This window comes from Thiocystis violascens DSM 198 (genome assembly GCF_000227745.2).
Classification (GTDB): Bacteria; Pseudomonadota; Gammaproteobacteria; order Chromatiales; family Chromatiaceae; genus Chromatium; species Chromatium violascens.
Window position 1 is genome coordinate 366399 of record NC_018012.1, and the last position, 23536, is coordinate 389934.

Annotated in this window: 24 protein-coding genes and 2 pseudogenes; 25 read left to right on the plus strand and 1 reads right to left on the minus strand. The window is 62.6% G+C overall.

Annotated features, from left to right (window positions below):
* Positions 1 to 18 precede the first annotated feature (18 nt).
* Complete coding sequence (locus tag THIVI_RS01705) at positions 19 to 303, minus strand: late competence development ComFB family protein (RefSeq protein ID WP_014776927.1); 285 nt, start codon at positions 301 to 303, stop codon at positions 19 to 21.
* A gap of 164 nt (positions 304 to 467) precedes the next feature.
* Between THIVI_RS01705 and THIVI_RS01710 the strand changes: the two genes are divergently transcribed.
* From THIVI_RS01710 to THIVI_RS01830, 25 genes and pseudogenes are all read left to right on the plus strand, one after another.
* Positions 468 to 1058: a PilZ domain-containing protein gene (locus tag THIVI_RS01710; RefSeq protein ID WP_014776928.1), complete on the plus strand. Its 591-nt coding sequence runs from the start codon at positions 468 to 470 to the stop codon at positions 1056 to 1058.
* A gap of 49 nt (positions 1059 to 1107) precedes the next feature.
* Entirely contained in the window at positions 1108 to 2469 is a 1362-nt protein-coding gene (locus THIVI_RS01715; RefSeq protein WP_014776929.1) for a sigma-54 interaction domain-containing protein, read from the plus strand.
* A 280-nt stretch (positions 2470 to 2749) separates the two neighbouring features.
* Positions 2750 to 3088, plus strand: a complete 339-nt coding sequence (gene fliE / locus THIVI_RS01720) for a flagellar hook-basal body complex protein FliE (protein WP_014776930.1) — start codon at positions 2750 to 2752, stop codon at positions 3086 to 3088.
* Positions 3089 to 3124: 36 nt separating this feature from the next.
* Positions 3125 to 4804, plus strand: coding sequence for a flagellar basal-body MS-ring/collar protein FliF (gene fliF, locus THIVI_RS01725; RefSeq protein ID WP_014776931.1), 1680 nt, complete (start codon positions 3125 to 3127; stop codon positions 4802 to 4804).
* Positions 4794 to 5804 carry a flagellar motor switch protein FliG gene (gene fliG, locus THIVI_RS01730; protein WP_014776932.1) on the plus strand — a complete coding sequence of 337 codons (1011 nt, stop codon included), beginning with the start codon at positions 4794 to 4796 and terminating at the stop codon, positions 5802 to 5804. Before fliF ends, fliG begins: the two co-directional genes overlap by 11 nt.
* Positions 5805 to 5833: 29 nt before the next feature.
* Positions 5834 to 6592, plus strand: coding sequence for a FliH/SctL family protein (locus THIVI_RS01735; RefSeq protein WP_041447213.1), 759 nt, complete (start codon positions 5834 to 5836; stop codon positions 6590 to 6592).
* Positions 6589 to 7971 carry a flagellar protein export ATPase FliI gene (gene fliI, locus THIVI_RS01740; RefSeq protein WP_014776934.1) on the plus strand — a complete coding sequence of 461 codons (1383 nt, stop codon included), beginning with the start codon at positions 6589 to 6591 and terminating at the stop codon, positions 7969 to 7971. Before THIVI_RS01735 ends, fliI begins: the two co-directional genes overlap by 4 nt.
* A 17-nt stretch (positions 7972 to 7988) precedes the next feature.
* A complete protein-coding gene (locus THIVI_RS01745; protein WP_014776935.1) occupies positions 7989 to 8426 on the plus strand; it encodes a flagellar export protein FliJ in 438 nt (145 codons plus the stop codon).
* A gap of 37 nt (positions 8427 to 8463) precedes the next feature.
* Positions 8464 to 10488: a flagellar hook-length control protein FliK gene (locus tag THIVI_RS22440; RefSeq protein WP_014776936.1), complete on the plus strand. Its 2025-nt coding sequence runs from the start codon at positions 8464 to 8466 to the stop codon at positions 10486 to 10488.
* 131 nt (positions 10489 to 10619) lie between these two features.
* Positions 10620 to 11189, plus strand: coding sequence for a flagellar basal body-associated FliL family protein (locus THIVI_RS01755; protein WP_014776937.1), 570 nt, complete (start codon positions 10620 to 10622; stop codon positions 11187 to 11189).
* 15 nt (positions 11190 to 11204) lie between these two features.
* Positions 11205 to 12185 carry a flagellar motor switch protein FliM gene (gene fliM / locus THIVI_RS01760; protein ID WP_014776938.1) on the plus strand — a complete coding sequence of 327 codons (981 nt, stop codon included), beginning with the start codon at positions 11205 to 11207 and terminating at the stop codon, positions 12183 to 12185.
* An 11-nt stretch (positions 12186 to 12196) separates the two neighbouring features.
* Positions 12197 to 12730, plus strand: coding sequence for a flagellar motor switch protein FliN (fliN, locus tag THIVI_RS01765; RefSeq protein WP_014776939.1), 534 nt, complete (start codon positions 12197 to 12199; stop codon positions 12728 to 12730).
* A 4-nt stretch (positions 12731 to 12734) separates the two neighbouring features.
* Positions 12735 to 13178: a flagellar biosynthetic protein FliO gene (gene fliO / locus THIVI_RS01770; protein ID WP_014776940.1), complete on the plus strand. Its 444-nt coding sequence runs from the start codon at positions 12735 to 12737 to the stop codon at positions 13176 to 13178.
* 8 nt (positions 13179 to 13186) lie between these two features.
* Positions 13187 to 13924, plus strand: coding sequence for a flagellar type III secretion system pore protein FliP (gene fliP, locus THIVI_RS01775; RefSeq protein WP_014776941.1), 738 nt, complete (start codon positions 13187 to 13189; stop codon positions 13922 to 13924).
* A gap of 11 nt (positions 13925 to 13935) precedes the next feature.
* Positions 13936 to 14205 (plus strand): flagellar biosynthesis protein FliQ, encoded by a 270-nt coding sequence (gene fliQ, locus THIVI_RS01780; RefSeq protein ID WP_014776942.1) that lies wholly within the window; start codon positions 13936 to 13938, stop codon positions 14203 to 14205.
* Positions 14206 to 14226: 21 nt separating this feature from the next.
* Positions 14227 to 15000: a flagellar biosynthetic protein FliR gene (fliR, locus tag THIVI_RS01785; protein WP_014776943.1), complete on the plus strand. Its 774-nt coding sequence runs from the start codon at positions 14227 to 14229 to the stop codon at positions 14998 to 15000.
* A 1-nt stretch (position 15001) separates the two neighbouring features.
* On the plus strand, positions 15002 to 16156 hold the full coding sequence (flhB, locus tag THIVI_RS01790) for a flagellar biosynthesis protein FlhB (protein ID WP_014776944.1): 1155 nt from the start codon (positions 15002 to 15004) through the stop codon (positions 16154 to 16156).
* A complete protein-coding gene (gene flhA / locus THIVI_RS01795; RefSeq protein WP_014776945.1) occupies positions 16153 to 18261 on the plus strand; it encodes a flagellar biosynthesis protein FlhA in 2109 nt (702 codons plus the stop codon). Before flhB ends, flhA begins: the two co-directional genes overlap by 4 nt.
* Positions 18262 to 18283: 22 nt before the next feature.
* Complete coding sequence (gene flhF, locus THIVI_RS01800) at positions 18284 to 19498, plus strand: flagellar biosynthesis GTPase FlhF (RefSeq protein WP_014776946.1); 1215 nt, start codon at positions 18284 to 18286, stop codon at positions 19496 to 19498.
* Positions 19482 to 20312, plus strand: a complete 831-nt coding sequence (locus THIVI_RS01805; RefSeq protein ID WP_014776947.1) for a MinD/ParA family protein — start codon at positions 19482 to 19484, stop codon at positions 20310 to 20312. Before flhF ends, THIVI_RS01805 begins: the two co-directional genes overlap by 17 nt.
* Positions 20309 to 21058, plus strand: coding sequence for an RNA polymerase sigma factor FliA (locus THIVI_RS01810; RefSeq protein ID WP_041446770.1), 750 nt, complete (start codon positions 20309 to 20311; stop codon positions 21056 to 21058). The genes THIVI_RS01805 and THIVI_RS01810 overlap by 4 nt, the downstream gene beginning before the upstream one ends.
* Before the next feature lie 46 nt (positions 21059 to 21104).
* Positions 21105 to 21479, plus strand: coding sequence for a chemotaxis response regulator CheY (gene cheY / locus THIVI_RS01815; RefSeq protein WP_014776949.1), 375 nt, complete (start codon positions 21105 to 21107; stop codon positions 21477 to 21479).
* Positions 21480 to 21550: 71 nt separating this feature from the next.
* Positions 21551 to 22075 (plus strand): annotated as a pseudogene (locus THIVI_RS01820) (protein phosphatase CheZ); the annotation flags it as partial.
* 63 nt (positions 22076 to 22138) lie between these two features.
* Positions 22139 to 23248, plus strand: coding sequence for an IS5 family transposase (locus THIVI_RS01825; RefSeq protein WP_041447215.1), 1110 nt, complete (start codon positions 22139 to 22141; stop codon positions 23246 to 23248).
* Between the two features lie 15 nt (positions 23249 to 23263).
* Positions 23264 to 23518: pseudogene (locus THIVI_RS01830) on the plus strand (protein phosphatase CheZ); the annotation flags it as partial.
* Positions 23519 to 23536: the final 18 nt, after the last annotated feature.

Sequence of the window (23536 nt, forward strand, 5' to 3'; positions counted from 1 at the left end):
CGGAGCGGCGTTCAGCCGTCACTCCAGGTTCTCATCCCGGGCTCCTTGGCGACGCTGCGTGGTCGCGATCGCGAAGTTGACGGCGTCCGAGACCTCTTCCCGCATGTTTCGATGATCCGAGTCGCTGAGATGGGACGCCAGGTCGACGGCATGCCTCACGTAACGTGGCGGCAGATAATTCAGCGCCACGCAGGCAAGATCCTCAATGTAGGTGGTGTCGAACTCGCTGCCGTTTTCGCCCAGTACGCCATGGATGCGTTCCATGACAAGCCGTTCGAAATAATTGCCGATACTCGATAGCATGGTTTTCTCTTAGTCGATGCAGGCTGATTTAGGAAACAATGACACGGATGCCGATGCGCCGATTTTAGCAAGCAAGGGCGGTCAATGTACGAACGGCTTTCCCGGCGATCCTGAAGCGGTTAGCATCATGGCAGTGGCTATCTCGGTCTGGAATCAGGTGACTCATGGCGATGGAGGACTGGCGGGACGTGTTGGGCGAAGGGCTCGCGGTGACTCTGGAACTGCCTGTCGCGCCGAGCGACCGGATGCCGACGACCAGCGACGCGGCGTCGCGCCTGCTGGAGGCGATCGCCGTCCTTGAGGCCGAACCGCAAGGCCATGCCAAGGAGGATCCTGTCACGCCGGAATTGGCTCGTCTGGAATTGAAGATCGATTTGCTCATGGATCTTGTCACCACGCTGCTGGCGGATAAAATCCCGAGGCGTTCGCGGGTCGGTCTCAGCGGCGATGGGCTGGTGCTGCCCGCGACCGTGCTTACGTCCGACTGCGAACGCATCGAAGTCTTCCCCTGTCATTGGCTGGCGCAGCCTCTCGTCCTGGAACTGAGCAGGGTTCAGTGCCGCGGCGACGAATGCGGCGCGACCTGGCGCTCCCCGGATGACGGGTTCAAAGAGGTCTTGAGACGTTGGGTCTTTCGCATGCATCGCCGCGAGGTCGCGCGGCGACGCTTTCAGTCTGGCGCCGCGCGCGAGGAGACGTCGTTATTCCTCTCGAATTCCTCCATGCACGCCTCGCAGCACGGTTTTGAACATTGACTGTAAGGACGGCGCCCACGCTCCCGGACCAGGGGAATCCGCATCGGTGATGAGAATCGGTCTGTTCGGTCAAGAAACGGCGCGCATCGCAACCCGTTGCATCCTGGAGTTTCTGGGTTGCGAGGTCGTTGACCTGGGCAGTCCGACGACGGCGCGGCATGACGCGTTGGCCGCGCTCTGGCTTTGCGACTCCTCCGCGAATCTGACCCGCATACTCGACACGCAGCCCCTCTCGGGGACGCCCGTGGTGTGCCAGCCGACGGATGGACTCGCCGGCGAACTTTCGCGGCGGGCCCTGGTCGTGCAGACTCCGTTGTCGCCGGGCAGCGTGATTCAGATTTTGCAATGGTTGCGGAACGACACCGAAACCCCGTCCGATTGCTCGTCCGAGATCGATCTCGTCGGTCGCCATCCGGCCATGCTCGCGGTCAAGCGTCTGATCGGTCAGGTCGCGAAGAGCGATGCGACCGTGCTCATCCTTGGCGAGACCGGTTCCGGCAAGGAGGTGGTCGCGCGCGCCATCCACCACGCATCGAGTCGCCGGGGCAAGCCTTTCGTAGCCGTCAACTGTGGCGCCATTCCGGCCGATCTGTTGGAAAGCGAGCTGTTCGGTCATGAAAAGGGCGCGTTCACTGGCGCGTTCACGGCCCGCGCCGGGCGTTTCGAGTTGGCCGAGGATGGCGTGCTCTTTCTCGACGAGATCGGCGACATGCCGTTGCCGATGCAGGTCAAGCTGCTGCGCGTGCTGCAGGAGCGCACTTTCGAGCGGGTCGGCTCGAACAAGCCGCTACAGACCAATGCCCGCATCGTTTCGGCCACGCACCGGAATCTTGAGGAGGCCGTCGCGGGCGGATCCTTTCGGCAGGATCTGTTTTTCCGTCTCAATGTCTTTCCGATCGAACTGCCCTCCCTGCGGGAGCGGCAAAGCGATATTCCACTGTTGATCGCGACGCTCGAAGCGCGTCTCCGAGAGCAGGGAGGGGAGCCGGCGCATCTGACCCCCGCCGTGCTGGCCCATCTGGAACGGCAGACGTGGCCAGGAAATATCCGGGAGTTGGCGAATCTCTTGGAGCAACTTTCGATCATGTATCCAGGTCTGCTGGTCGATCTGCCCCAACTGCCAGCCCGGTTTCGACCGCCTCATGTGGAGTCGCTGCCGTTCTTGGAGACGCGGGATCAGGGGTTGGCGATGCCCGCCGCCGCTCCCCCGCCGCTCCCGCCGGACGGCATGGAGTTACGCGAATATCTCAACGCGCTGGAGCGCGGCATGATCCTCGTCGCGCTGGAGCAAAGCGATCAGGTCGTCGCTCGCGCGGCCAGACGTTTGGGTATGCGGCGCACGACGCTGGTTGAGCGCATGCGTAAATTCGGGCTCGAACGGGAGTCGCCCGACGAAGCGTCAATGTTCTGACGTTTGCCGATCGACGCGGCCTGTCCGCGCATGCGCAAGCGGTCCGAACGCCGCACGTTTGTCCGTCATCATGACCTTGCATGAACCGCCGATGCAGCGAATGGCCGCCGCGCAACGGCTGCGGCGATAACCTTCGCCAGCCCCCCGTCGTCTTGGCAGGCGCGGAATTTGCTTTGATTTGGCAACAGTCGCATGCCTCGCTTCCCTCCGGTTGAATCGGTCCTGGGTCGGTGGGCGTCATGACCTGAATCCCGTCGGGCCAAGCCGGAGTTGATTGGACATGAGCGAAATGCAGATCCAGAGTGTGTTGCAGCAGATGCGCGCGCTCTCCCAGTCGGGACGGATCGAGGGCGCCAGACCAGTCGAGGCGGTACAGCCCGCGCGCGGATCCGAGGGGCAGGACTTCGCCTCCAAGCTGAAGGAGGCGGTGCGTTCCGTCAACGAGGTGCAACAGGAATCCACCAAGATGCAAACCAACTTTGAACTGGGTGACGCGAATACCAGTCTGCCGCAGGTGATGCTGGCGATGAACCGTTCGAGCATCGCCTTCGAGGCGACCAATCAGGTCCGCAATCGCTTGCTGTCGGCCTATCAGGAAGTCATGAGCATGCAGGTCTGAGCCTGACGGACGAGCGGGTAACGGAGCGATTTAGCCATGGCGTCCTCACTGACCGCCGCGCTTTCGACGAGTCTTCAGTCGTTCAACGAGATGCCGGCCGGGCGTCAGATCGCCCTGATCGGGATGATCGCCGGCGGTCTCGTCGCCGTGGTCGCGATTCTGTACTGGGCGCTGCGGCCCACCTACGCCCCCCTGTTCGCGCAGGTCGATGGCGCCGAGGCCGCCGAGATGATGCAGGCGCTGACCTCGATGGGCGTGCCCTACAAGGTCGACAGCGCCTCCGGACGCATCGAGATTCCTCAGCAGCGGATCGCGGAGACCCGCTTGCTGCTGGCTGGCCAGGGATTTCCGAAAGAGAGCGATATCGGCTTCGAGCTGTTGCAGGACAATGCCGGTTTCGGGAGCAGCCGCTTGATCGAGGGCGCCCGCTTCCAACGCGCGCTGGAGGGCGAACTGGGCCGCTCCGTGGCCGCCCTGGAGCCGGTCGAGCGGGCGCGGGTCCATATCGCCCAGGCTGAACGTTCGGTGTTCGTGCGCGAGCGGACCCCGCCGAGCGCCTCGGTGGTCGTTCATCTGCGCGGGAATCGCTCCTTGACCGAGGCCCAGGTTGGGGCCATCGTGCATCTGGTGTCGGCGAGCGTGCCGGAGCTGTTGCCGGAGCGCGTGACCGTGGTCGACCAGACCGGGCGGCTGCTCACCGTCGATGACGACAAAAAGTCGGCGAATCTGTCGCTCGATCATCTGGATTATACGAATCGTGTCGAAACGGGTTTCGTGGAGCGCGTGCAGTCGCTGCTGATCCCGATCGTCGGGCGCGATCGGGTGCGGGTACAGGTCGCGGCCGACCTGGATTTTTCGCGGGTCGAGCGGACCGAGGAAGCCTTCGATCCGGACCGCACGGCGGTGCGTTCGGAGCAGAGTAACGAAGAAGAAAAAATTGGTGTCGATCCGGTCATCGGCGGCATTCCCGGCGCCTTGACCAACCAACCGCCAGCGGGCGGCGCGGTCGGCGGGCCGGCGGCTGGCGCGGCGGCGAATCCCCAACTGCCCAGCAGTCGCAGCCAGCAGACGACGCGCAATTATGAAGTGGATCGAACCATCTCCCACATCCAGGAAACGCCTGGCGGTATTCGTCGGCTGTCCGCCGCGGTGGTCGTCGATTATCGGGACGAAACCAACGATGCCGGCGAGGTCGTGCGTGTCCCGCGCTCGGACGCCGAGCTTGAGAGTATCCGCGCACTGGTGCGCGGAGCGGTCGGTTTCGATGAGAAACGCGGCGATTCGATTAACGTGAGTTCGGTCTCTTTCGTCCCGGATACGGCTGAGGAAGACGCCATTCCTTTCTGGTCCGAGACCTGGTTTCTTGAACTGGTCAAGGTCGTTGGCGGACTCATCCTGGCCCTGCTGGTCCTGCTGACTGTCGTCAAGCCGGGCCTGCAACAGCTCATGCCCAAGCCGCCCGAGCCCGAGCCCGAGCCCGAGTCGCTGGCACTGGGTGCCGATGGCGAGGAACTCCCTGCCTTGACCGACGAATCGCAGTCCGACGATGAACTGGTCGCCTTGAGTCATCAAGGCTCGGCGCACCCCTCGCTGACGGGGCCCAAGGGGACCACCCAGCAGCAACTCGATCTGGAAGCCATCCGCGAGATGGTCCGTGAGGATCCCAAGCGGGTCGTGCAAGTCATGAAGTTATGGTTGGTGGAAGATGGCAGCTGATCCCTCGAAATTTTCCGGCGCCGAGCGCACGGCCATTTTCATGATGAGCCTGGGCGAGGAATCGGCGGCCGAACTCCTCCGGCACATGGGGCCCAAGGAGGTCCAGAGGATCGGCACGGCGATGGCCACCCTGGAGCGCGTGGCGCGCAGCGACATCGATTATGTGTTGCAGGAATTTTTGAGCGTCATCCATGACGAGACCTCGCTCGGCATCGGGGCCGACGATTATGTCCGCAATGTGCTGCGCTCGGCCCTGGGCGAGGACAAGGCGTCGGGTCTGATCGATCGTATCCTGCAGGGGCGCAATTCCAAGGGGCTGGAGGCGCTGAAGTGGCTCGACCCTCGGGCGATCGCCGAAATGATCCGCAACGAGCATCCGCAAATCGTCGCGATCGTGCTCTCGCATCTGGATCCGGATCAATCGGCCGAAACGCTGTCCTATCTGCCGGAGCGGGTGCAGTCCGATCTGATTTTGCGCATCGCCACGCTCGATGGCGTGCTGCCGGCGGCCCTGCAGGAACTCGACGAAATTCTCGAACGCCAGCTTTCGGGCAAGAATACCGCCAAGTCATCCATGATCGGCGGGATCAAAGCGGCGGCCAGTATCCTGAATTTCATGGATTCTTCCAAGGAATCCGTGGTGATGGAGAGCGTCTCGCAGGTTGACGAGGATCTGGCCACGCGGATTCAGGAGTTGATGTTCGTCTTCGGCAGTCTGGTCGATGTCGATGATCGGGGGATTCAGACGCTGATGCGCGAGATTTCGACCGAGTCGCTGGTTCTGGCGTTAAAGGGCGCGGAAGAGGAACTCAAAGAGAAGATCTTCAAGAACATGTCCAAGCGTGCCGCCGAGATGCTGCGCGAGGATCTCGAATCCAAGGGCCCCGTGCGCGTGAGCGACGTCGAGGGCGCGCAGAAGGAGATTCTCGCCGTGGCGCGCCGCCTCGCGGACAGTGGCGAAATCATCCTGGGCGGCAAGGGCGGGGAGACCATGCTGTGAACCGGTCCCGGTCAGGGTTGGCGGAACAGATGTTTCCGGACGCGCAGCGCTGGATGCCGCCGGATGTGACCACCCCGCCGTTGTGCGAACCCGAACCCGAACCCGAACCTCTCGTCCATCGGCCGACGGCGGACGAACTCGCGGCTATCGAGGAGGCCGCGCGAGCGGCCGGAGCCGAGGCTGGTTTTGAAGCGGGCTATCGGGAGGGACTCGAACAGGCGTTGCAAGAGGCCGGAGAAGAGCGCGATGCGCGCCTGGCGCGCGAGACGGAACTGCGGACACTTCAGGAAGCGACATTGCAAGAAACGATCGCGGCGCTGGAGGGTATCGCGGCCGATCTTGCCGATCCCCTGGCCCGCTCCGCGGATGACCTGGAGCCCGAATTACTAATGCTGGTGGAGACGCTGGCCAAACGGGTCGTCATGGATGAATTGCGTCAACGTCCCGACCTCATTGCGCGTGTTCTCCGACAGGCGCTGGCCCAGTTGCCCTCGCGCAATCGTCCGCTGCGGGTGCATGTCCATCCTGACGACCAGGCCATTCTGGATGCCTATGCCAATTCCATCGGCGAATCGTTGACCTGGCTCGCGGACCCCGCCATCGAGCGCGGCGGTTGTCTTATCGAAAGCGGCGCCAGTCGCATCGATGCCAGACTGGAGACGCGGCTGCGGCAGTCCATCGATGCGATCTGGGGGGAACTGGCGCAGCCGATGGAATCCGCCCCTGCCGAGCCGCCGGAAGCGCAGATGGAAGTCCCGCCGGAAGCGCCGCTGGAGAACGATGCATGACCGAGGTCATTCGAGATCTACGGGAGCAGGGTTCGCGTCAATTGGTTCATGGATTGCGCGAACGCCTTGAGCAATCGCGCCAGCGGATCGAGAAGACGCCCGATCCGCAGCCGGAAGGCCGACTCTCGCGCATGGTGGGCATGACCCTGGAGGCCGAGGGCATCCGATTGCCGGTGGGCGGGCGGGCCGCCATCCATACCGTCAACGGGACGCAACTGGCCGCCGAGGTGGTGGGTTTCCAGGGCGAGCGGACCTTTCTGATGCCCGAGGGCAAGCTGGAGGGTCTGATTCCGGGCGCCCGCATCGAACCGCTGGAGCAGAGCCGCCGTATCCCGGTCGGTCCCGAACTGCTCGGGCGCGTGATCGATGCGCTCGGCCGGCCACTGGACGGCGGCGGGCCGCTGCGCACTCAGGAACTGGTGCCGCTCGAAGGTCGCCCGATCAACCCGCTGACCCGCGCGCCGGTCAGACAGCCGCTGGATGTGGGGATTCGTACGCTCAATGGACTGCTCTCGGTCGGTCGCGGACAACGGCTCGGACTCTTCGCCGGTAGCGGCGTCGGCAAGAGCGTCCTGTTGGGCATGATGACCAAGCACACCGAAGCCGACGTGATCGTGGTCGGTCTGATCGGCGAGCGCGGTCGCGAGGTCAACGAATTCATTCAGGATATTCTCGACGACGAATCGCGCCGGCGAACCGTGGTGGTGGCGGTGCCCGCCGACCAGTCGCCCTTGCTGCGTCAGCATGGCGCCTGGGTGTCGACCACCGTGGCCGAATATTTTCGCGACCGCGGGCTCAACGTGCTGCTGTTGATGGACTCCCTGACCCGCTTTGCCCAAGGCGCGCGCGAGATCGCCATGGCCATCGGCGAGCCGCCGGCCACCAAGGGCTATTCGGCCTCGGTGTTCGCCCGTCTGCCGCAACTCGTCGAGCGCGCCGGCAACGGGGATCATGGCGGCGGCTCGATCACGGCCTTTTATACCGTGCTGGCCGAGGGCGACGATCAGAACGACCCGATCGTCGATTCGGCGCGCGCCATCCTGGACGGCCATGTGGTGCTGTCGCGCGAGATTGCCGAAAGCGGCCGCTATCCCGCCATCGATGTCAGCGCCTCGGTGTCGCGCGTCATGAGCGCCGTGGTGACCCCCGAGCATCAACGCGCGGCCTATCGTTTCCGGAGTCTGATGTCGACCTATGCGCGCAACCGCGATCTGATCGCCGTGGGCGCCTATCGCAAGGGTTCCGATCCGCAGTTGGACGAGGCGGTCGCGATGAACCCGCGTCTGGAGTCGTATCTTGGACAAAACCGCACCGAGGCGGCCAGCTTCGAACAGTCGCGGCGCGAGTTGTTCGACCTGCTGGGCATGCCGAGCGGATAGGCGCGAGGAGACAACCCATGAGCGTGAAACGCTTCGAGCGCCTGCGCAAGATCCGCGAGGCGCAGGAAAACGAGGTGGCGGTCGTCCTGGCCAGCCGTCTGGCGGAATTGAACCGTGCCGAGCAGCAGCGTGACCAGTTGTCCGAGTATCAGAGCCAGTATTTGCATTCCGGCTTGCCGAGCGATGCCCGCATGCTGAAGCAGATGGCCCAGATGCAGCAGCAGTTGCGCGAGGCATTGCAACAACAGGCGTTGCGCGTCGCCGCCGCCGAGTCGCAGGTGGAACAGGCCCGGTCGGTCTGGATGGAAAGGCATCAGGCAACCTTGTCGCTGGCAAAACTCATCGAGCGTCGCCGCCGGACCGAGAGCGTTCTGGACGGTCGCAAGCAACAGCGCGAGCAGGATCTCTGGGCGACCCGACAGGCTTTCCAGAAACACGCGAACGCGGATTCTTGAAAGGGCGTTGTCATGATCATGCACACGAGGGCTTGAGATGATTCAATTCAATCTTTGCACCGACCTCCTGTCTCAAGTGTACGCAGGCGCATCTGGCGAGACGGTTTCCCTGGAAACGCCGGAAGACGGTGGATTCATGGGCGCCCTTGGCACGCAATTGCAAAATATCCTGGTCGAATGGGGGGAGGATCCGGCCGAGATCGCGGCGCTTGACGGTCCGTCGCTCCTGGCGCAATTCCTGGCGCTCGCACAGGACCGCTTGCCGCCCGCCGACGAGCCGAGAATGACCGCTCAACCCCCGGCGTCGCTCCGTGCGGCGGCATCGAGCCCGCCGGAGATGCCTACGGATCTGTTGAACAAATTGCTGGAATCGTCGATCGCCGGCGCATCGCCGGCGAGCGCGCAAGGCGCCGCCACGCTGTCGGAGATGCGTTCCGAAGGCGCCGGGCAGTCCGAGTCGCCGACGGCGATGCCCGCGGATCCGCTTCGGCGGTTAGTGCAGCCAACGCTGGCGGATGGCGTGGATCTTCCCCCGACGGCCGCCGCCTTCGCGCGTTCGCTGGAGTCAGAAGAAACCGCGGCGTCGACGGCGATTCCCGCGGATCCGCTTCGGCGGTTAGTGCAGCCAACGCTGGCCGATGGTGTGGATCTTCCCCTGGCGACCGCCGCCCTCGCGCGTTCGCTGGAGTCAGAAGAAACCGTGGCATCGACGGCGATGCCCGCGGATCCGCTTCGGCGGTTAGTGCAGCCAACGCTGGCCGATGGCGTGGATCTTCCCCCGACGGCCGCCGCCCTCGCGCGTTCGCTGGAGTCAGAAAATACAGCGCCATCGACCGCGATGCCCGCGGATCCGCTCCGGCGGTTAGTGCAGCCAACGCTGGCGGATGGCGTGGAAAGCGCCGATCCGACGGTCGCCGCCCTGGCGACTCCAATGGAGTCAGGAAAAACCGGGCCGCCGACGGCGGTTCCGGCGGATCTACTCCGGCGATTGTTGCAGCCAACGCCAGCGGATGGCGTGGAAAGCGCCGGCCCGAGGGCAGCCGACCTTGTGAATCCGCTGGAATCAGAAGAAACCGCACCGCTGACGGCGATTCCCGCAGACTTGCCGCAGCGTTATTTGCAGCCGATGCCAGGGGATGGCGTGGCGACTTCCAAACCAGCGACTGCCGCTGCTCTGGTGAAATCTGGCGAGATCGTGCCGGCCTCGCTGCCGCAGGCGTTTCCCGCAGAGGCGTTAAGGCAGTGGTTGCCGTCGATTCCCGCGGATGACGTTGCGGCCATCCCAACGACCGCCGCCCTGGCGGATTCCGGTGAGTCCGGTCAGGCATCGATCCTGAAAGCAACCGCTCCGATCTGGTTGAACCAGTTCCCGCCGGGAGCGCGCGATACTGAAATCGGTGCGGCGCAGTCCGGAAACCCGCTGGCTGGAGAGGGGCAGGGTTTGCCGATGGTCTTCTCGACCCGTGGCGCCCTGCTCGATCTGGCACTGAAGGCGACGCACGAAACGGAGCGCCTCGCTGTCCGGGGCGCGTCCGACGAAGCGGCTGAGTTGCCCGAAACGGGGTTGCCCGCGACGAGCGTGACCTCGGTTGGGACTCAAAGCGGTTCCGGGCCGGCGCGGATATTCGATCTGTCCAATGTGTTGCGGCCCGGCGGCGAGACGGGCCTCGCGGAGCAGGTGAAATGGGTCATGCGGTCCGGTCTGGGGACGGCCGAGTTAACCCTGCACCCGCGGAGTCTGGGCGCCATGGAGGTGCGGGTGACCATGGAGGCCGATCAGGCGCATGTCCAGTTTCTGTCGCCTCACCCGATCGTGCGCGAGGTGCTGGAAGCGGCACTGCCGCGGTTGCGGGATGCGCTGGCCCAGGATGGTTTGTCGCTGGGCAACGTGTCGATTTCCGAGCAAGCCCCCGAAAGACGCGGCGAACAGGATCGGGAGCGGGCTGGCAGCGCCCAAAACCGCCAGGATTTTGACGGTTCTGTCGGGGATGGTGTCGAGTCTCCGGATCTCGCCGGCAGCACCCTGTCCGCCTTAGCCGGGAGACTGGATTATTTTATTTGATTTCAACTGGTTACTTTTGCGATGATCGTCTGCTACCAGAGGCCGGATGCGCGGTTCAGAGGGATCGATGCGTTTTTGGTATCTGGTATGCTGGTCCGCATACATTCGATGACTATCCGTCAGGGTGAAACATGGCCGAGAAAGCGACCGAACCGAAACCGAGCAAGGGCTCCAGCGGCAAGCTCAAGCTGATAATACTGATTTTGGTTGTCTTGTTGATCCTCGCCGCGGGAGGCGGTGCCGCCTATTATTTCCTGTTCCGGGGCGCCGCGGAACCGGCCGAAGAGGGGGGGGCGTCGGATGAATCCGCATCCGAATCCGCGTCCGAACCCGTTGCCGAACCCGTTGCCGTTACCGCGCCGCCCAAGCCGCCACTGGAAGAGGCGCCGTTGATCTACCATGCGCTCGAGCCGGTGACGGTCAATATCACGGCACCCGGTCCGGTGCGTTTTCTTCGTCTCAATATCACCGTCGTCACGCGCGATCAGAATGTCATCGCCGCCGTGGAGAAGCACCTGCCATTGATCCGCAACGATCTGCTCGCGCATCTCTCGGGACAGAATTACAGCACGGTCAATACACCGGAAGGCAAGGACGCATTGCGCGGAGAATTGAAGAGCATGCTGATCAATGTCTTGACTCGGGCCAGGGAGCCCGCGGGAGTCGAGGATATTCTGTTCACAGACCTGGTCATGCAGTAGGAGCGCGACGCGGCAATGGCGCAGCAGAGCGACATTCTCAGCCAGGACGAAATCGACGCGCTACTGCATGGCGTCGACGATGGCGATATCGATACCGATGCGAATCCTTTTCCGGTGGACGGGAATGCGCGATCCTTCGATTTTGCCACCCAGGAGCGCATCGTCCGCGGGCGCATGCCCACGCTCGATATGATTAACGAGCGCTTTGCGCGATACCTGCGAATCCATCTCTTTAACATGCTGCGCCGCTCCTCCGAAATCTCCGTGGTTGGCGCCCGTGTCACGAAATTTTCGGAATATCTTCACGGGCTCTTTGTTCCGACGAGCCTGAACCTGGTGCGGGTCATCCCACTGCATGGAACCGGACTGTTCGTGTTCGATCCCAAGCTGGTTTTCAGTCTGGTCGACAACTTTTTCGGCGGCGACGGACGCTATTACTCCCGTATCGAGGGACGTGATTTCACGCCCATGGAACTGCGGGTGATCAAAAATCTGCTCGATGTCGCCTTCGAGGACATGCAGAAGGCATGGGAGCCGGTCATGCATCTGCAATTCGAGTTCATCAACTCGGAGGTCAATCCGCAGTTCGCCAATATCGTGAGTCCAACCGAGATCGTGGTCATCAACGATTTTCATATCGAACTCGATGGCGGGGGCGGGAATCTGCATGTGACCCTGCCGTATTCGATGATCGAGCCGATTCGCGAGGTCTTGGACACGGGTTTGCAATCCGATCGCTCCGGCGTCGACGAACGCTGGCTGCGCGCGCTTAAGGAAGAGATCCCCACGGCTCAGGTCGAGATCAGCTCGGTTCTTACCGAGGCTACTCTGACGGTCCAACAATTGCTTGATATGCGTCCAGGCGACATTATTCCGATCAACCTGCCCGAATCGGTGGTCCTCAACGTCGAGGATATTCCGCTGTTGCGCGGGAAGTTCGGTGTTGCCAACGGCTCCAATGCGATCAAAATTTCTGAATTTATTAATAAAAATTAGCGGGTTGTGACATGAGTACCGATACCGATACCGATCTCGATCCGAATGACGCCATTGCCGACGATTGGGCCGCGGCGCTGGAAGAGCAGAAAGACGCCACGACCGAGTCTGCGGCGTCTGCGGCGGTGCCGCCTCCTGCGCGGGATGCCGCGCCCCAGCGAGGCGCCGGGGAACGGACGCCCGCGTCGGCCAACCGCGGCGTTGGCGGGGGATCCATGGATGCGCTGCAGGCGAAGCCCATGAATCCCGAAGATTTTTCCGGTATGCAGGCATCCGGTCGCGAAGACCTCAACCTCAACATGCTGCTGGATGTGCCGGTCACCATTGCGATGGAAATCGGCCGTACCAAGATCGCGATTCGCAATCTTTTGCAGTTGAATCAGGGCTCCGTAGTGGAGTTGGATCGTCTCGCCGGAGAGCCGCTGGATGTGCTCGTGAATGGCACCCTGATTGCCCATGGCGAGGTGGTGGTGGTCAACGAAAAATTCGGCATTCGTCTGACCGACGTGATCAGTCCCAGCGAACGGGTTCGCAAGCTCCGGTAAACCCATGACGCTCCGTCGGCCTCGTTCCCGTCATCCGGCAGCGCGCGATCTGGGCCTGCTGATCGCCCTGGCCGCGCCGCCATTGCTGGCGGCTCCCGCGGCGGAGTCCGCACGGGCTGCGTCAGGGTACCTGGCCCAGTTGGTGGGCGGTCTGGTGCTCGTCATCCTGACGATTCTGGTAATGGCCTGGATCCTGCGCCGCATGCCGGGCATGGCGGGCCAGGGACGGCAGGTCATCGAGATTCTGGCGGTGCGTGCGGTTGGGACGCGCGAACGCCTGATGCTCGTGCAGGTTGGGGAAGAGCAGATTCTGGTCGGGTTGACGCCGACCGGCATGCGCCATCTCCATACCCTGCGCACGCCGGTCGTCGTCGCGCCGGTGGAGCCGCGGGCGGGCGAGTTCGCGAGCCTGTTGCAGCGCGCCAGATCGCAGTGGGCGGGAAAATGAAGGGCGCCATGCGACTGGGGCTTGTGTTGGCGTTCGCGCTGGTGCCCGGACTTGTCCTGGCCCAGATCGGGGGAATGAATGCGGTCACCGTCACCAGCGCGCCGGATGGCGGGCAGGTCTATTCGGTGACCCTGCAGATCCTGCTGTTCATGACCCTGCTGACCTTGCTGCCGTCGGCGCTCATCATGCTGACCTCGTTCACGCGCATCATCATCGTGCTGGGCATTCTGCGCCAGGGGTTGGGCACCTCCCAAACGCCCTCGAACCAGATCCTGCTTGGATTGGCGTTGTTTTTGACCCTCTTTGTCATGGCGCCCGTGTTCCAGGAAATTTATGACACGGCCGCCATTCCCTACATGGAGGAGAAACTCGGCACCGAGGAGGCGCTCGGCAAGGCGATCAAACCGCTGCGCACCTTCATGCTGGCGCAAACCCGGGAAACCGATCTGTCGCTCTTCGCCGAGATCCGGGGACTCGACGGTTTCGACTCGCCCGACGCCATTCCGCTCAATCTGCTGGTGCCGGCCTTTGTGATCAGCGAATTGAAAACCGCCTTCCAGATCGGCTTCCTGATCCTGATTCCCTTTTTGATCATCGACCTGGTGGTGGCCAGCGTCCTCATGTCGATGGGCATGATGATGCTGTCGCCGATGATCATCTCGCTGCCTTTCAAGATCATGCTGTTCGTGCTGGTCGATGGCTGGTCGCTGGTGATGGGCACCTTGGCCCAGAGTTTTTTTACCTGAGGTGATGCGCGATGACGCCCGAAATGGTGATGGATATTGGCAAAGAGGCCGGCGAGGTCATCGTTTTGTTGGCGGCGCCGCCCCTGCTGGCTGGATTGACCATCGGTCTGATCGTCAGCATGATCCAGGCCGCGACCCAGATTCAGGAAATGACCCTCAGCTTCATTCCCAAGCTGCTGGGTGTCGGGGCCTCGCTGATCTTCGCGGGCCACTGGATGCTGTCGCTGATCACCGACTACATCATCCGTCTCTATCACAGTATTCCGAACCTGATCGGGTGATCCGAGCGGTCGCAATCCGTCATGAACTTTGCCGCCGAGGAGATCGTGCTCTGGGTCGGCGCGCTGATGTGGCCATTCGTGCGCATCAGCGCCGCACTGCTGGTCGCGCCGCTCTTCGGTGCCCGCAATGTCAATGTGCGCGCCCGGCTGGCGTTAGGGCTGCTGCTGGCGCTGGTCGTGGCGCCGCAGTTGGCCGCTCAGCCGACGGTCGATCCGCTCAGTCTGGGCGGATTGGTGGTGGCCATGCGGCAGATCCTGATCGGGGTCGCCATGGGCTTTATCCTGCAAATGGTCTTTTCGGCCCTGACCCAGGCAGGCGAATACATCGCGCTCTCGATGGGGCTGGGTTTCGCGTCGGCCGTCGATCCGGTCGGCGGGGTCCAGGTACCGATGATCTCGCAGTTTCTTACCATCCTGGCGACTTTGATCTTTCTGGCCTTGAACGGCCATCTGGTGCTGATCGAGTTATTGATCCGCAGCTTCGAGACCTTTCCGGTGACGGGCGCCGGATTGACCTCCGACGATTTGTGGGCGGTCATCGGCTTTGGCAGTCAGATGTTTTCCGGTGCCGTCCTGATTGCCCTGCCCGCGATGGCCTCGCTGCTTCTGGTCAATCTCGCGATGGGCGTGGTCACGCGGGCGGCGCCCCAGCTCAATATTTTCGCCGTGGGTTTTCCCGTGACCATTCTGGCCGGCTTTCTCATTTTGATACTGACGCTGCCGGCCTTGTCCGCGCGGATCGGCGAATTGCTCCTGATCGCGTTTGCGCTGATCCAGCAGATCACGAGAACCTGACATGGCCGAAAACGAAAATGGTCAGGAACAAACCGAACAACCGACCGCGAAGCGTCTGCGCGAGGCCCGTGAAAAGGGCCAGGTCGCCCGCTCGCGCGAATTCAATACCCTGGTGATCCTGATCGCTGGCGGCGTCTTTTTGCTGTTTCTTGGTGGCGATCTTGCCGGGGGCCTGAGTGCGCTGTTGACGGATGCCTTAACGCTTGAGAGGAGCCTGATTTACGATCCGGGTCTGCTGCTGCCGTATCTGCGCGATCTGATGACCCGCGCACTGCTGATTGTCGCGCCGCTTTTTGTCGTCATGATGACCATTGCGATTCTTGGTCCCATCCTGATCGGCGGCGCGAACTTCTCCGCGAAGGCCTTCGCGCCGAAATTCTCGAAACTCAATCCGATTACCGGAATCAAGCGCGTTTTTTCGGTTCAGGGCTTGATGGAACTGGTCAAGTCGCTCGGTAAGTTCGTTCTGGTGGGTCTGGTCGCCGGCCTGGCGATCAGCGGCATTTGGGAGTCGTTGATGCATCTGGGCGAACTGCCGGTGGAGGTCGCGATCACGCGGACGGGAGAGATGGCGGTCAACCTGTTTCTGATCGCGTCGGCCGCCTTGCTGCTGGTGGCGGCCATCGATGTGCCGTTTCAACTCTACAATCACAACAAACAGTTGAAGATGACGCTTCAGGAGATCAAGGACGAGTTCAAGGAAAGCGATGGCAAACCCGAGGTCAAGGGACGGATCCGCCAGATGCAGATGGAAATGTCGCGGCGCCGGATGATGTCCGAGGTGCCCAATGCGGATGTCATCATCACCAATCCCACCCACTATGCCGTGGCCATCGCCTATGCGGCCGCGACCATGCGCGCCCCGCACCTGCTGGCGAAAGGCGCCGATGACGTCGCGGCGGCCATCCGCGAACTGGCCGAGACGCATGACATCCCGCGGATCGAGGCGCCCAGGGTGGCGCGCGCGATCTATTTCACCACCGAGATCGGCCAGGAAATCCCCAACGGACTCTTCGTGGCCGTGGCCCGGCTGCTGGCCTATGTCTACCAGCTCAAGCGCGAGGATCCCGAGGTCGAGATGCCCGACGATCTGCCGGTCCCCGAGGAGTATCTCGATCCGCGGGTCTCCCGCCAGGCGCGGAGAGAAGCCCGATGACGACCGTGAGCGACCGTCTCGGCGGTCTTCGCCAGCTTGGTCTCGGCGTGCCCGTGATGCTGATGGCGCTGCTCGCCATGCTGGTGCTGCCGCTTCCGCCATTCGCGCTCGATCTGCTTTTCACCTTCAACATCGCCTTGTCGCTGATCGTGGTCATGGTGGCCGTCTATACGCCGCGACCCGTCGAATTCGCCGCCTTTCCGACAGTTCTGCTGCTGGCGACCCTACTGCGTCTGGCGCTGAACGTGGCCTCGACCCGCGTCATCCTGCTCTATGGCGGCGAGGGGACGGACGCCGCCGGCCAAGTCATCAAAGCCTTCGGCGAGTTCGTCCTGGGAGGCAATTTCGCCATCGGTCTGGTGGTGTTCACGATCCTGGTCATCATCAATTTCGTGGTGGTCACCAAGGGCGCGGGGCGGGTGTCCGAAGTCAGCGCCCGCTTTACCCTGGACGCCATGCCGGGCAAGCAGATGGCGATCGACGCCGATCTGAACGCGGGTCTGATTTCGCAGGAAGACGCGCGCACGCGCCGCGCGGACGTGGCCCAGGAGGCGGATTTCTACGGCTCCATGGACGGTGCCAGCAAATTCGTGCGCGGGGACGCGGTGGCGGGAATCCTGATTCTCTTCATCAACATTCTTGGCGGCATCGCGATCGGGACGACCCAGCATGGCATGTCGTTCGGGGATGCCGCGAATGTCTATGTCCTCCTGAGTATCGGCGATGGTCTGGTCGCGCAGATTCCGGCGTTGCTGCTGTCGTCCGCCACCGCCATCGTCGTCACTCGGGCCAACACCCCCCAGGACATGGGCCAGCAGTTGACCAAGCAACTGCTCTCCAATCCCCGCGTGCTCTACGTGACTTCGGGTGTCATCGGAATCCTCGGGGTGATCCCGGGAATGCCGAATCTGGTTTTCCTCGGACTGGCCTCGATGCTGGCCGGTGGCGCCTATCTACAGGGACGCAAACCGCCCGAACCCAGTCCCGATGAGGTGGAACAACTGCCCCCGGGCATGGAACTCCCCGCGCCGGAAGATCGCGATCTGTCCTGGGACGATGTTCCGCCGGTCGATCTGGTCTCGCTGGAGGTCGGTTATCGCTTGATCCCGCTGGTCGATCGCAGCCAGGATGGGCAACTCATGGGCCGGATCAAGGGCATTCGACGCAAGCTCTCGCAGGAATTCGGGTTTCTCATTCAGCCAGTGCATATCCGCGACAATCTGGAGCTGGGCCCGAATCAGTATCGCATCGCGCTGCTGGGGGTGAATGCCGCCGAGGCCGAGGTCTTCCCGGATCGGGAACTGGCGATCAATCCCGGACAGGTCTTCGGGACCGTGGCGGGGACACCAACCAAGGATCCGACCTTCAATCTGGACGCGCTCTGGATCGACCCGGCCGATCGGGAATCCGCGCAGGGCGCCGGTTACACCGTGGTGGATGCCGCGACGGTCATCGCGACCCATCTGTCGCAGGTGTTTCGGGATAATGCGCATCGTCTGATCGGCTACGAGGAGGTCCAGCACCTGCTCGACCAACTGGCGCGCCGCTCGCCCAAGCTGGTCGAGAATCTGATTTCCTCCAAGGCCCTGCCGCTTGGGGTCGTCCTGAAGGTGCTGCAGAATCTGCTGGCGGAACAGGTGTCCATCCGGGATTTGCGGACCATCGCCGAGATCTTGGCGGAACGCGCGGTCAAGAGTCAGGATCCCGCCACCTTGACCGCGGCGGTGCGGGTCGCGCTCTCCCGCTCCATCGTGCAGGATCTGATCGGTCCGGAGGACGAATTGCCCCTGATCGCCTTGGATCCGGCGTTGGAGCAGATTTTGCATAAGTCGCTGCAAGGCAGTCAGGGCGAAACCATCGGGATCGAGCCTGGGCTGGCGGAGCGGGTGCAGCGGTCGGTGACCGATGCCGCGCGACGTCAGGAAACGGAAGGAGCGCCCGCGGTGCTGGTGGTGGCTCCGGAGATTCGTTCCTGGATCGCGAGCTGGCTTCGCGGCGCGGTGCGCAATCTGACTGTCATGGCCTTCACCGAGATCCCGGATAACCGGCGTATCCGGGTCGTTGCCACCGTGGGCAAGGGCGATACCGCGCAGGCGCGGGCATGAACGAGCGAACAGGAGCGGACAGATGAATGTACGGCGATATCGGGCACGGGACATGCGGGATGCGATGCGGCAGGTGCGCGAGCAGCAGGGCGCGGACGCGGTTATTCTTTCCAGCCGCCGGGTCGATGGGATGCTGGAAGTGGTTGCCGCGCTGGAACCCGCCCCGGCGGCCGATTCCGGCGGTTCAGCGAGCAAATTCGTCCACACCCTCCCCGTCGATCCCGAACTGGCCGCCATGCGTCGGGAATTATCCGATTTGCGCACGCTCCTGATGCAACAGGGCGCCTTGAGCGAACGCGATCAATGGGCGGTTCGCCATCCCCTGGCCGCCGAGTTCGTCGAGCGTCTCCAGAAATGCGGCTTCAGCGACAAATTGGCGCGCAGTCTCGCGGGCAGTATTCATGAAGACTCGACGGCCGAGACCGCCTGGTCGCGTCTGCGCACTCGCCTGTCGGCCTCGATTGCCACGGCCGCGCCCACCGTCCTCGAACAGGGTGGTATGCTTGCGCTGGTGGGATCGACCGGCGTTGGCAAGACCACGACCCTGAACCGTCTCGCGCTGCGTCAGATCCGGCGGATGGGCCGCGATTCGGTGATTCTTGCCACGCTTGATCGGCAGCGCATCGGCGCGTACAAACAATTGCAGGCCTTTGGTCAGATGGCCGGAATTCCCGTCATGCTGTTGGAAAGCGAACGGGATCTGGTCGCCTTGTCGAACCGTGAGGGAGACGGAAAGCTGGTGTTGATCGATACCGAGGGACAGGCCGCGCGCGATGCGGCCGAGCGCAATCTGTTCGCCAAGGTGCGTCACCAGATCCCGCTCGAGACCTGGTTGGTGATCCCGGCAACCCATCAGGCGATGGTGTTGCGGCAAGTGTTGCAGTCGTTTCAGGGGAGCGAACCATCGGCGTTGGTTTTGACGAAGGTTGACGAAGCGGAACAATTGGGGGAAACCTTGTCCGTTCTCCTCGAACAGCGTTTGGGTCTGGTGTTTTACAGCGACGGACAGCGGATCGACGAGGACTTCCATAAAACGGATACCACCTGTCTCACGCGCCTCGCGCTCCAGGAGCCGGCCCGGCCCGCCGGGATCCTCTTCGAGGACCACGTCGCTCCCGCCGAGCCCGTGCCGCTGAACCGAGCGCCTTTTGCCTCGCCGCCTCGGAAGCCGCGCGAGACCATGGTCTTGGAGTCGGTGTTGCCTTTCAGGAAAACCGTTCATGCAGCCTCCCATTAGGCACCGGCCCCTCCTGAGCATCGCGATTGCCAGTGGTAAGGGCGGTGTCGGCAAGACGAACGTTGCGGTCAATCTGGCGGTGTCGTTAGCCAGGCTAGGGCGTCGCGTGATGCTCTTCGACGCCGATCTCGGTCTGGCGAACGCGGATCTTCTGCTCGGACTGCGCCCCACGAAAAGCTTGCACGATCTGGTCGCGGGGACGGCGGACACCCTCGAAGAGATTCTTGTCGAAGGGCCGGACGGCCTGCTTCTGGTGCCGTCCGCCTCCGGCATCGGAACCATGGCGAATCTCACGCCAGTCGAGCATGCCGGGCTGATCCGCGCATTCAGCACCTACGACAAGCCGCTCGATGTCCTGATCGTCGATACGGCCGCAGGCGTGCAGGATTCGGTCACCAGTTTTTGCAAGGCGGTTCAGCATGTGTTCGTGGTGGTCTGCGACGAGCCGGCTTCCTTGACGGATGCTTATGCCTTGATCAAGGTGCTGCGTCAGGAACATGGCCTGCGCCGCTTCCGGGTGATCTGCAATATGTTGCGCACTCCGGAATCCGGACGGCGCCTGATGCGCAAACTATCCTCCGTGTGCGCGCAATATCTGCCTGACGTGATCCTGGATGCATCGGGTATGATTCCCATGGATGAGCACCTGCGGCACGCCGTGCGGAAACGCGAGCCAGTCGTGAAGCTCTATCCCGGGAGTTTGTCGGGACAGGCGCTGATCGAGCTGGCCAGACAGGCCAATCGCTTGACGGTGTCCGAGACCGGCATGGGCGGGATCGGCTTTTTTGTCGAGCGGATGCTGCAAAGTGCCTGATGACCACGCATCGCTCCTTGACAGGCTATTCGGGTACCGCTGATCAATCGGAGCAATTGGTGACGGCAAACCTCGAACTCGTGAGACGCATCGCCCACCATCTGGCGGCGCGTCTTCCCGCGTCGGTCCAGATCGAGGACTTGGTTCAATCCGGTATGATCGGCTTGATCGAGGCATCCCGTCAGTTTCATAGCGGTCAGGGGGCGACCTTTGCCACCTATGCGGGCATTCGCATCCGGGGTGCCATGATTGACGAACTGCGACGTTCCGACTGGACGCCGCGTTCGGTTCATCGGAACAGCCGCCGGATTGCCGAGGCGATCCAGCAGGTGGAGTCGCGCGAGGGACGGGCGGCAGCGGATCGCGAGATTGCAAGCGAGCTCGGAATCGCACTCGACGACTATCACACGATGCTTCAGGATTCGGCCAACGCTCAGATTCTTGGATTGGAGGATCTTTTCGGCGAGGATACGGATCCTGATCGCTTGTTGCCGGGCGGCGGTCCGGGGCCGGGCGAACATTTCGAGCTGGATCGGCTGCGTGACGCGCTGGCTCAGGCGCTCGCGGGTCTGCCTGAAAAGGAACGCCTGGTGCTTGCGCTGTATTACGACGAGGAACTGAATCTCCGAGAAATCGGCGCCATTCTTGGCGTCACTGAATCGCGTGTGAGCCAGATTCGCAGCCAGGCACTCCACCGTTTGCGCGTCCGCCTGAACGAGTGGATTCAGGTTGCAACTGGTTCATAATCGTTAACCCGGCCAATGCCATTGGGGGCTCCGTGTGGATAAAGGCATGAAAATTCTGATCGTGGACGACTTTTCCACGATGAGGCGTATTATCAAGAATCTGCTTCGCGAACTGGGGTTTAACAACACCATGGAAGCGGACGATGGCAGTACCGCGCTGCCGATGTTGAAGAATGGCGGTTTCGATTTTCTGGTGACGGACTGGAACATGCCGAATATGGAGGGGATCGATCTGCTGCGAGCGGTTCGCGCCGATCCGGCCCTGAAGACGCTCCCGGTCCTGATGGTGACGGCCGAGGCCAAGCGGGATCAGATCGTCGAGGCGGCACAGGCCGGAGTCAACGGCTACATTGTCAAGCCCTTTACCGCCGAGACGCTCAAGGAGAAGATCGACAAAATCTTCGAGCGCCTTGAAGCCTAGTGACTTCGAGATCCGAACTGTTGGTTATTGTGGCCAATCGGGCATCCTAGATGTCCGGCAAGGAATCATCGATGGACAATGACGAAGAAAGCAAGGCATTCGAACTGAGCCTGGCGAGGCAATTGGTCGAGCATCTGGAAGCGGGCCATGGAGATCGGGCCGCCGAGGTGGTCCGCCAGTTGAGGATTCCCTACGAACGAGAACTCTTCGAGGAACTCGGCAAGCTGACACGCGATTTGCACGAGGCGCTGAACAGTTTTCGTGGCGATTCCCGGCTGGTGGAACTCACGCGCGACGAGATTCCGGATGCGAAGGAACGCCTCGATTATGTCGTCACCATGACGGAGCAGGCGACTCACCGGACGCTCAACGCGCTCGACGAGGGGATGCCGATCGCGGAATCTCTCCATGCCCGCCTGCTGGAACTCACGGACACCTGGAACCGGTTTCGCCAGCGCGAGTTGTCGGTCGATGAATTCCGCGAATTTGCCCGCGCCCTGGATGTCTTTTTCGCCGCGAGCGGCGAAGAGACCGAGCGTTTGCGGTCGTTGATGTCCGAAGTCATGATGGCTCAGGATTTTCAGGATCTTAGAGGGTGTAGACAAAAATAATTGAGCTGCTATTTGTATACCAGTCTACAACTGAGCTGGTGTGCGCTGATGTCGAAAGCTGGTCGTCCCCCCAAGATTCACGAGGCGGAGCAAGCGGTATTGCGTCAAATTGTCACGGATCGCCCGACCTCCACGCTGTCAGAGATTGCCCGGGAACTCGCGGCACGGACGGGAATCGAGGCTCATGAAGCAACGATTCGCAAGTCCTTGCGGGAGGCGGGCGTCACGCGCCTCCGGGGCGAGAGTGGTCTCGAGGCGCAAGCGCGCGCAACGCCGCGTCGGTATGGGTATACGGATGCGCATCGTCGCCACGACCCCGACCAAAGCTACCCAAGTTGTCTGACCGATGCGGAGTGGGACTTGGTCGCCGCTCTCTTTGAGATGCCGGGCGGGCGGGGTCAACCGCCCCGCGTGTCGCGCCGGAGCATCCTGGAGGCGTGTTGCTACGTGGTGCGCACGGGGTGCGCGTGGCGGATGCTGCCGCACGATTTCGCGCCTTGGCAGAATGTCTACAAGACGTTTCGCCGTTGGAGTGCGGCTGGGAAGTTTGAGCAGATGCATGATCGACTGCGGGGGCAATGGCGCGAACGCGAGGGGCGTGAGATCGCGCCGACGGCGGCGGTGCTGGATGCGCAATCGACCCGCGGCTCGCCGCAGGGTGGACCGAGCGGCTTTGATGCGGGCAAGCAGGTCAAGGGGCGCAAGCGCAGCCTGGTGGTCGATACCTTGGGGTTCGTGTTGGCGGTGAGCGTGGTCGCGGCCAATCTTCAGGACCGCGATGCCGCCTCGGGCGCCGTCGCTGACGCGGCCGCCAAGTACCCCCAGATCAACACGCTGTTTGTCGATAGCGCCTACGCCGGTCAATTTGCCCAAACCACCGAGCAGACCCACGCGATCCGCGTGGAAGTCGTGCGCCATCCAGCCAACAAAAGCGTTGGCTCCTGGCACGTGGACGGGGCGCCTGACCGAGTGGTGATCGCCAACGCCGACGGCTTCGTTCCGCTGCCGAAGCGCTGGGTTGTCGAGCGCACCCATGCGTGGAATGAGCGTGCCCGTCGATTGATCATGCATCATGACCGTCTGCCAGCGGTCTCCGAAACCTGGGTTTGGCTGGCGGAGGCGCGCATCCTGCTGCGGCGGTTGACCACAACGGTTTGATTTTGTCTACACCCTCTTACCGGGCAAATCATCCGCCGCGTCATCCGCCTGGTGCACGAGGTCGAGGAAAATCTCGTCGGACTGATTCGCTTGTCCAGCGCTCGCATGGAGCCTGGCAAGGCGGCGAAGCAGGCGGCGCTGGCGAAGGACGCGGAACATGCCGGTCCGCAGAGTCACGGTCCCATCGTGCCCAATACTCAGGATACGGCTTCGGATGTCGTCAGTGGGCAGGACGACGTGGATGATTTGCTTTCCAGCCTGGGCTTCTAGCCCGCTGACATCAGGTGA

Coding starts and splice junctions, on each gene's coding strand:
- THIVI_RS01705 (WP_014776927.1), bottom strand. CDS start 303: ATGCTATCGAGTATCGGCAATTATTTCGAACGGCTTGTCATGGAACGC.
- THIVI_RS01710 (WP_014776928.1), top strand. CDS start 468: ATGGCGATGGAGGACTGGCGGGACGTGTTGGGCGAAGGGCTCGCGGTG.
- THIVI_RS01715 (WP_014776929.1), top strand. CDS start 1,108: ATGAGAATCGGTCTGTTCGGTCAAGAAACGGCGCGCATCGCAACCCGT.
- fliE (WP_014776930.1), top strand. CDS start 2,750: ATGAGCGAAATGCAGATCCAGAGTGTGTTGCAGCAGATGCGCGCGCTC.
- fliF (WP_014776931.1), top strand. CDS start 3,125: ATGGCGTCCTCACTGACCGCCGCGCTTTCGACGAGTCTTCAGTCGTTC.
- fliG (WP_014776932.1), top strand. CDS start 4,794: ATGGCAGCTGATCCCTCGAAATTTTCCGGCGCCGAGCGCACGGCCATT.
- THIVI_RS01735 (WP_041447213.1), top strand. CDS start 5,834: ATGTTTCCGGACGCGCAGCGCTGGATGCCGCCGGATGTGACCACCCCG.
- fliI (WP_014776934.1), top strand. CDS start 6,589: ATGACCGAGGTCATTCGAGATCTACGGGAGCAGGGTTCGCGTCAATTG.
- THIVI_RS01745 (WP_014776935.1), top strand. CDS start 7,989: ATGAGCGTGAAACGCTTCGAGCGCCTGCGCAAGATCCGCGAGGCGCAG.
- THIVI_RS22440 (WP_014776936.1), top strand. CDS start 8,464: ATGATTCAATTCAATCTTTGCACCGACCTCCTGTCTCAAGTGTACGCA.
- THIVI_RS01755 (WP_014776937.1), top strand. CDS start 10,620: ATGGCCGAGAAAGCGACCGAACCGAAACCGAGCAAGGGCTCCAGCGGC.
- fliM (WP_014776938.1), top strand. CDS start 11,205: ATGGCGCAGCAGAGCGACATTCTCAGCCAGGACGAAATCGACGCGCTA.
- fliN (WP_014776939.1), top strand. CDS start 12,197: ATGAGTACCGATACCGATACCGATCTCGATCCGAATGACGCCATTGCC.
- fliO (WP_014776940.1), top strand. CDS start 12,735: ATGACGCTCCGTCGGCCTCGTTCCCGTCATCCGGCAGCGCGCGATCTG.
- fliP (WP_014776941.1), top strand. CDS start 13,187: ATGCGACTGGGGCTTGTGTTGGCGTTCGCGCTGGTGCCCGGACTTGTC.
- fliQ (WP_014776942.1), top strand. CDS start 13,936: ATGACGCCCGAAATGGTGATGGATATTGGCAAAGAGGCCGGCGAGGTC.
- fliR (WP_014776943.1), top strand. CDS start 14,227: ATGAACTTTGCCGCCGAGGAGATCGTGCTCTGGGTCGGCGCGCTGATG.
- flhB (WP_014776944.1), top strand. CDS start 15,002: ATGGCCGAAAACGAAAATGGTCAGGAACAAACCGAACAACCGACCGCG.
- flhA (WP_014776945.1), top strand. CDS start 16,153: ATGACGACCGTGAGCGACCGTCTCGGCGGTCTTCGCCAGCTTGGTCTC.
- flhF (WP_014776946.1), top strand. CDS start 18,284: ATGAATGTACGGCGATATCGGGCACGGGACATGCGGGATGCGATGCGG.
- THIVI_RS01805 (WP_014776947.1), top strand. CDS start 19,482: ATGCAGCCTCCCATTAGGCACCGGCCCCTCCTGAGCATCGCGATTGCC.
- cheY (WP_014776949.1), top strand. CDS start 21,105: ATGAAAATTCTGATCGTGGACGACTTTTCCACGATGAGGCGTATTATC.
- THIVI_RS01825 (WP_041447215.1), top strand. CDS start 22,139: ATGTCGAAAGCTGGTCGTCCCCCCAAGATTCACGAGGCGGAGCAAGCG.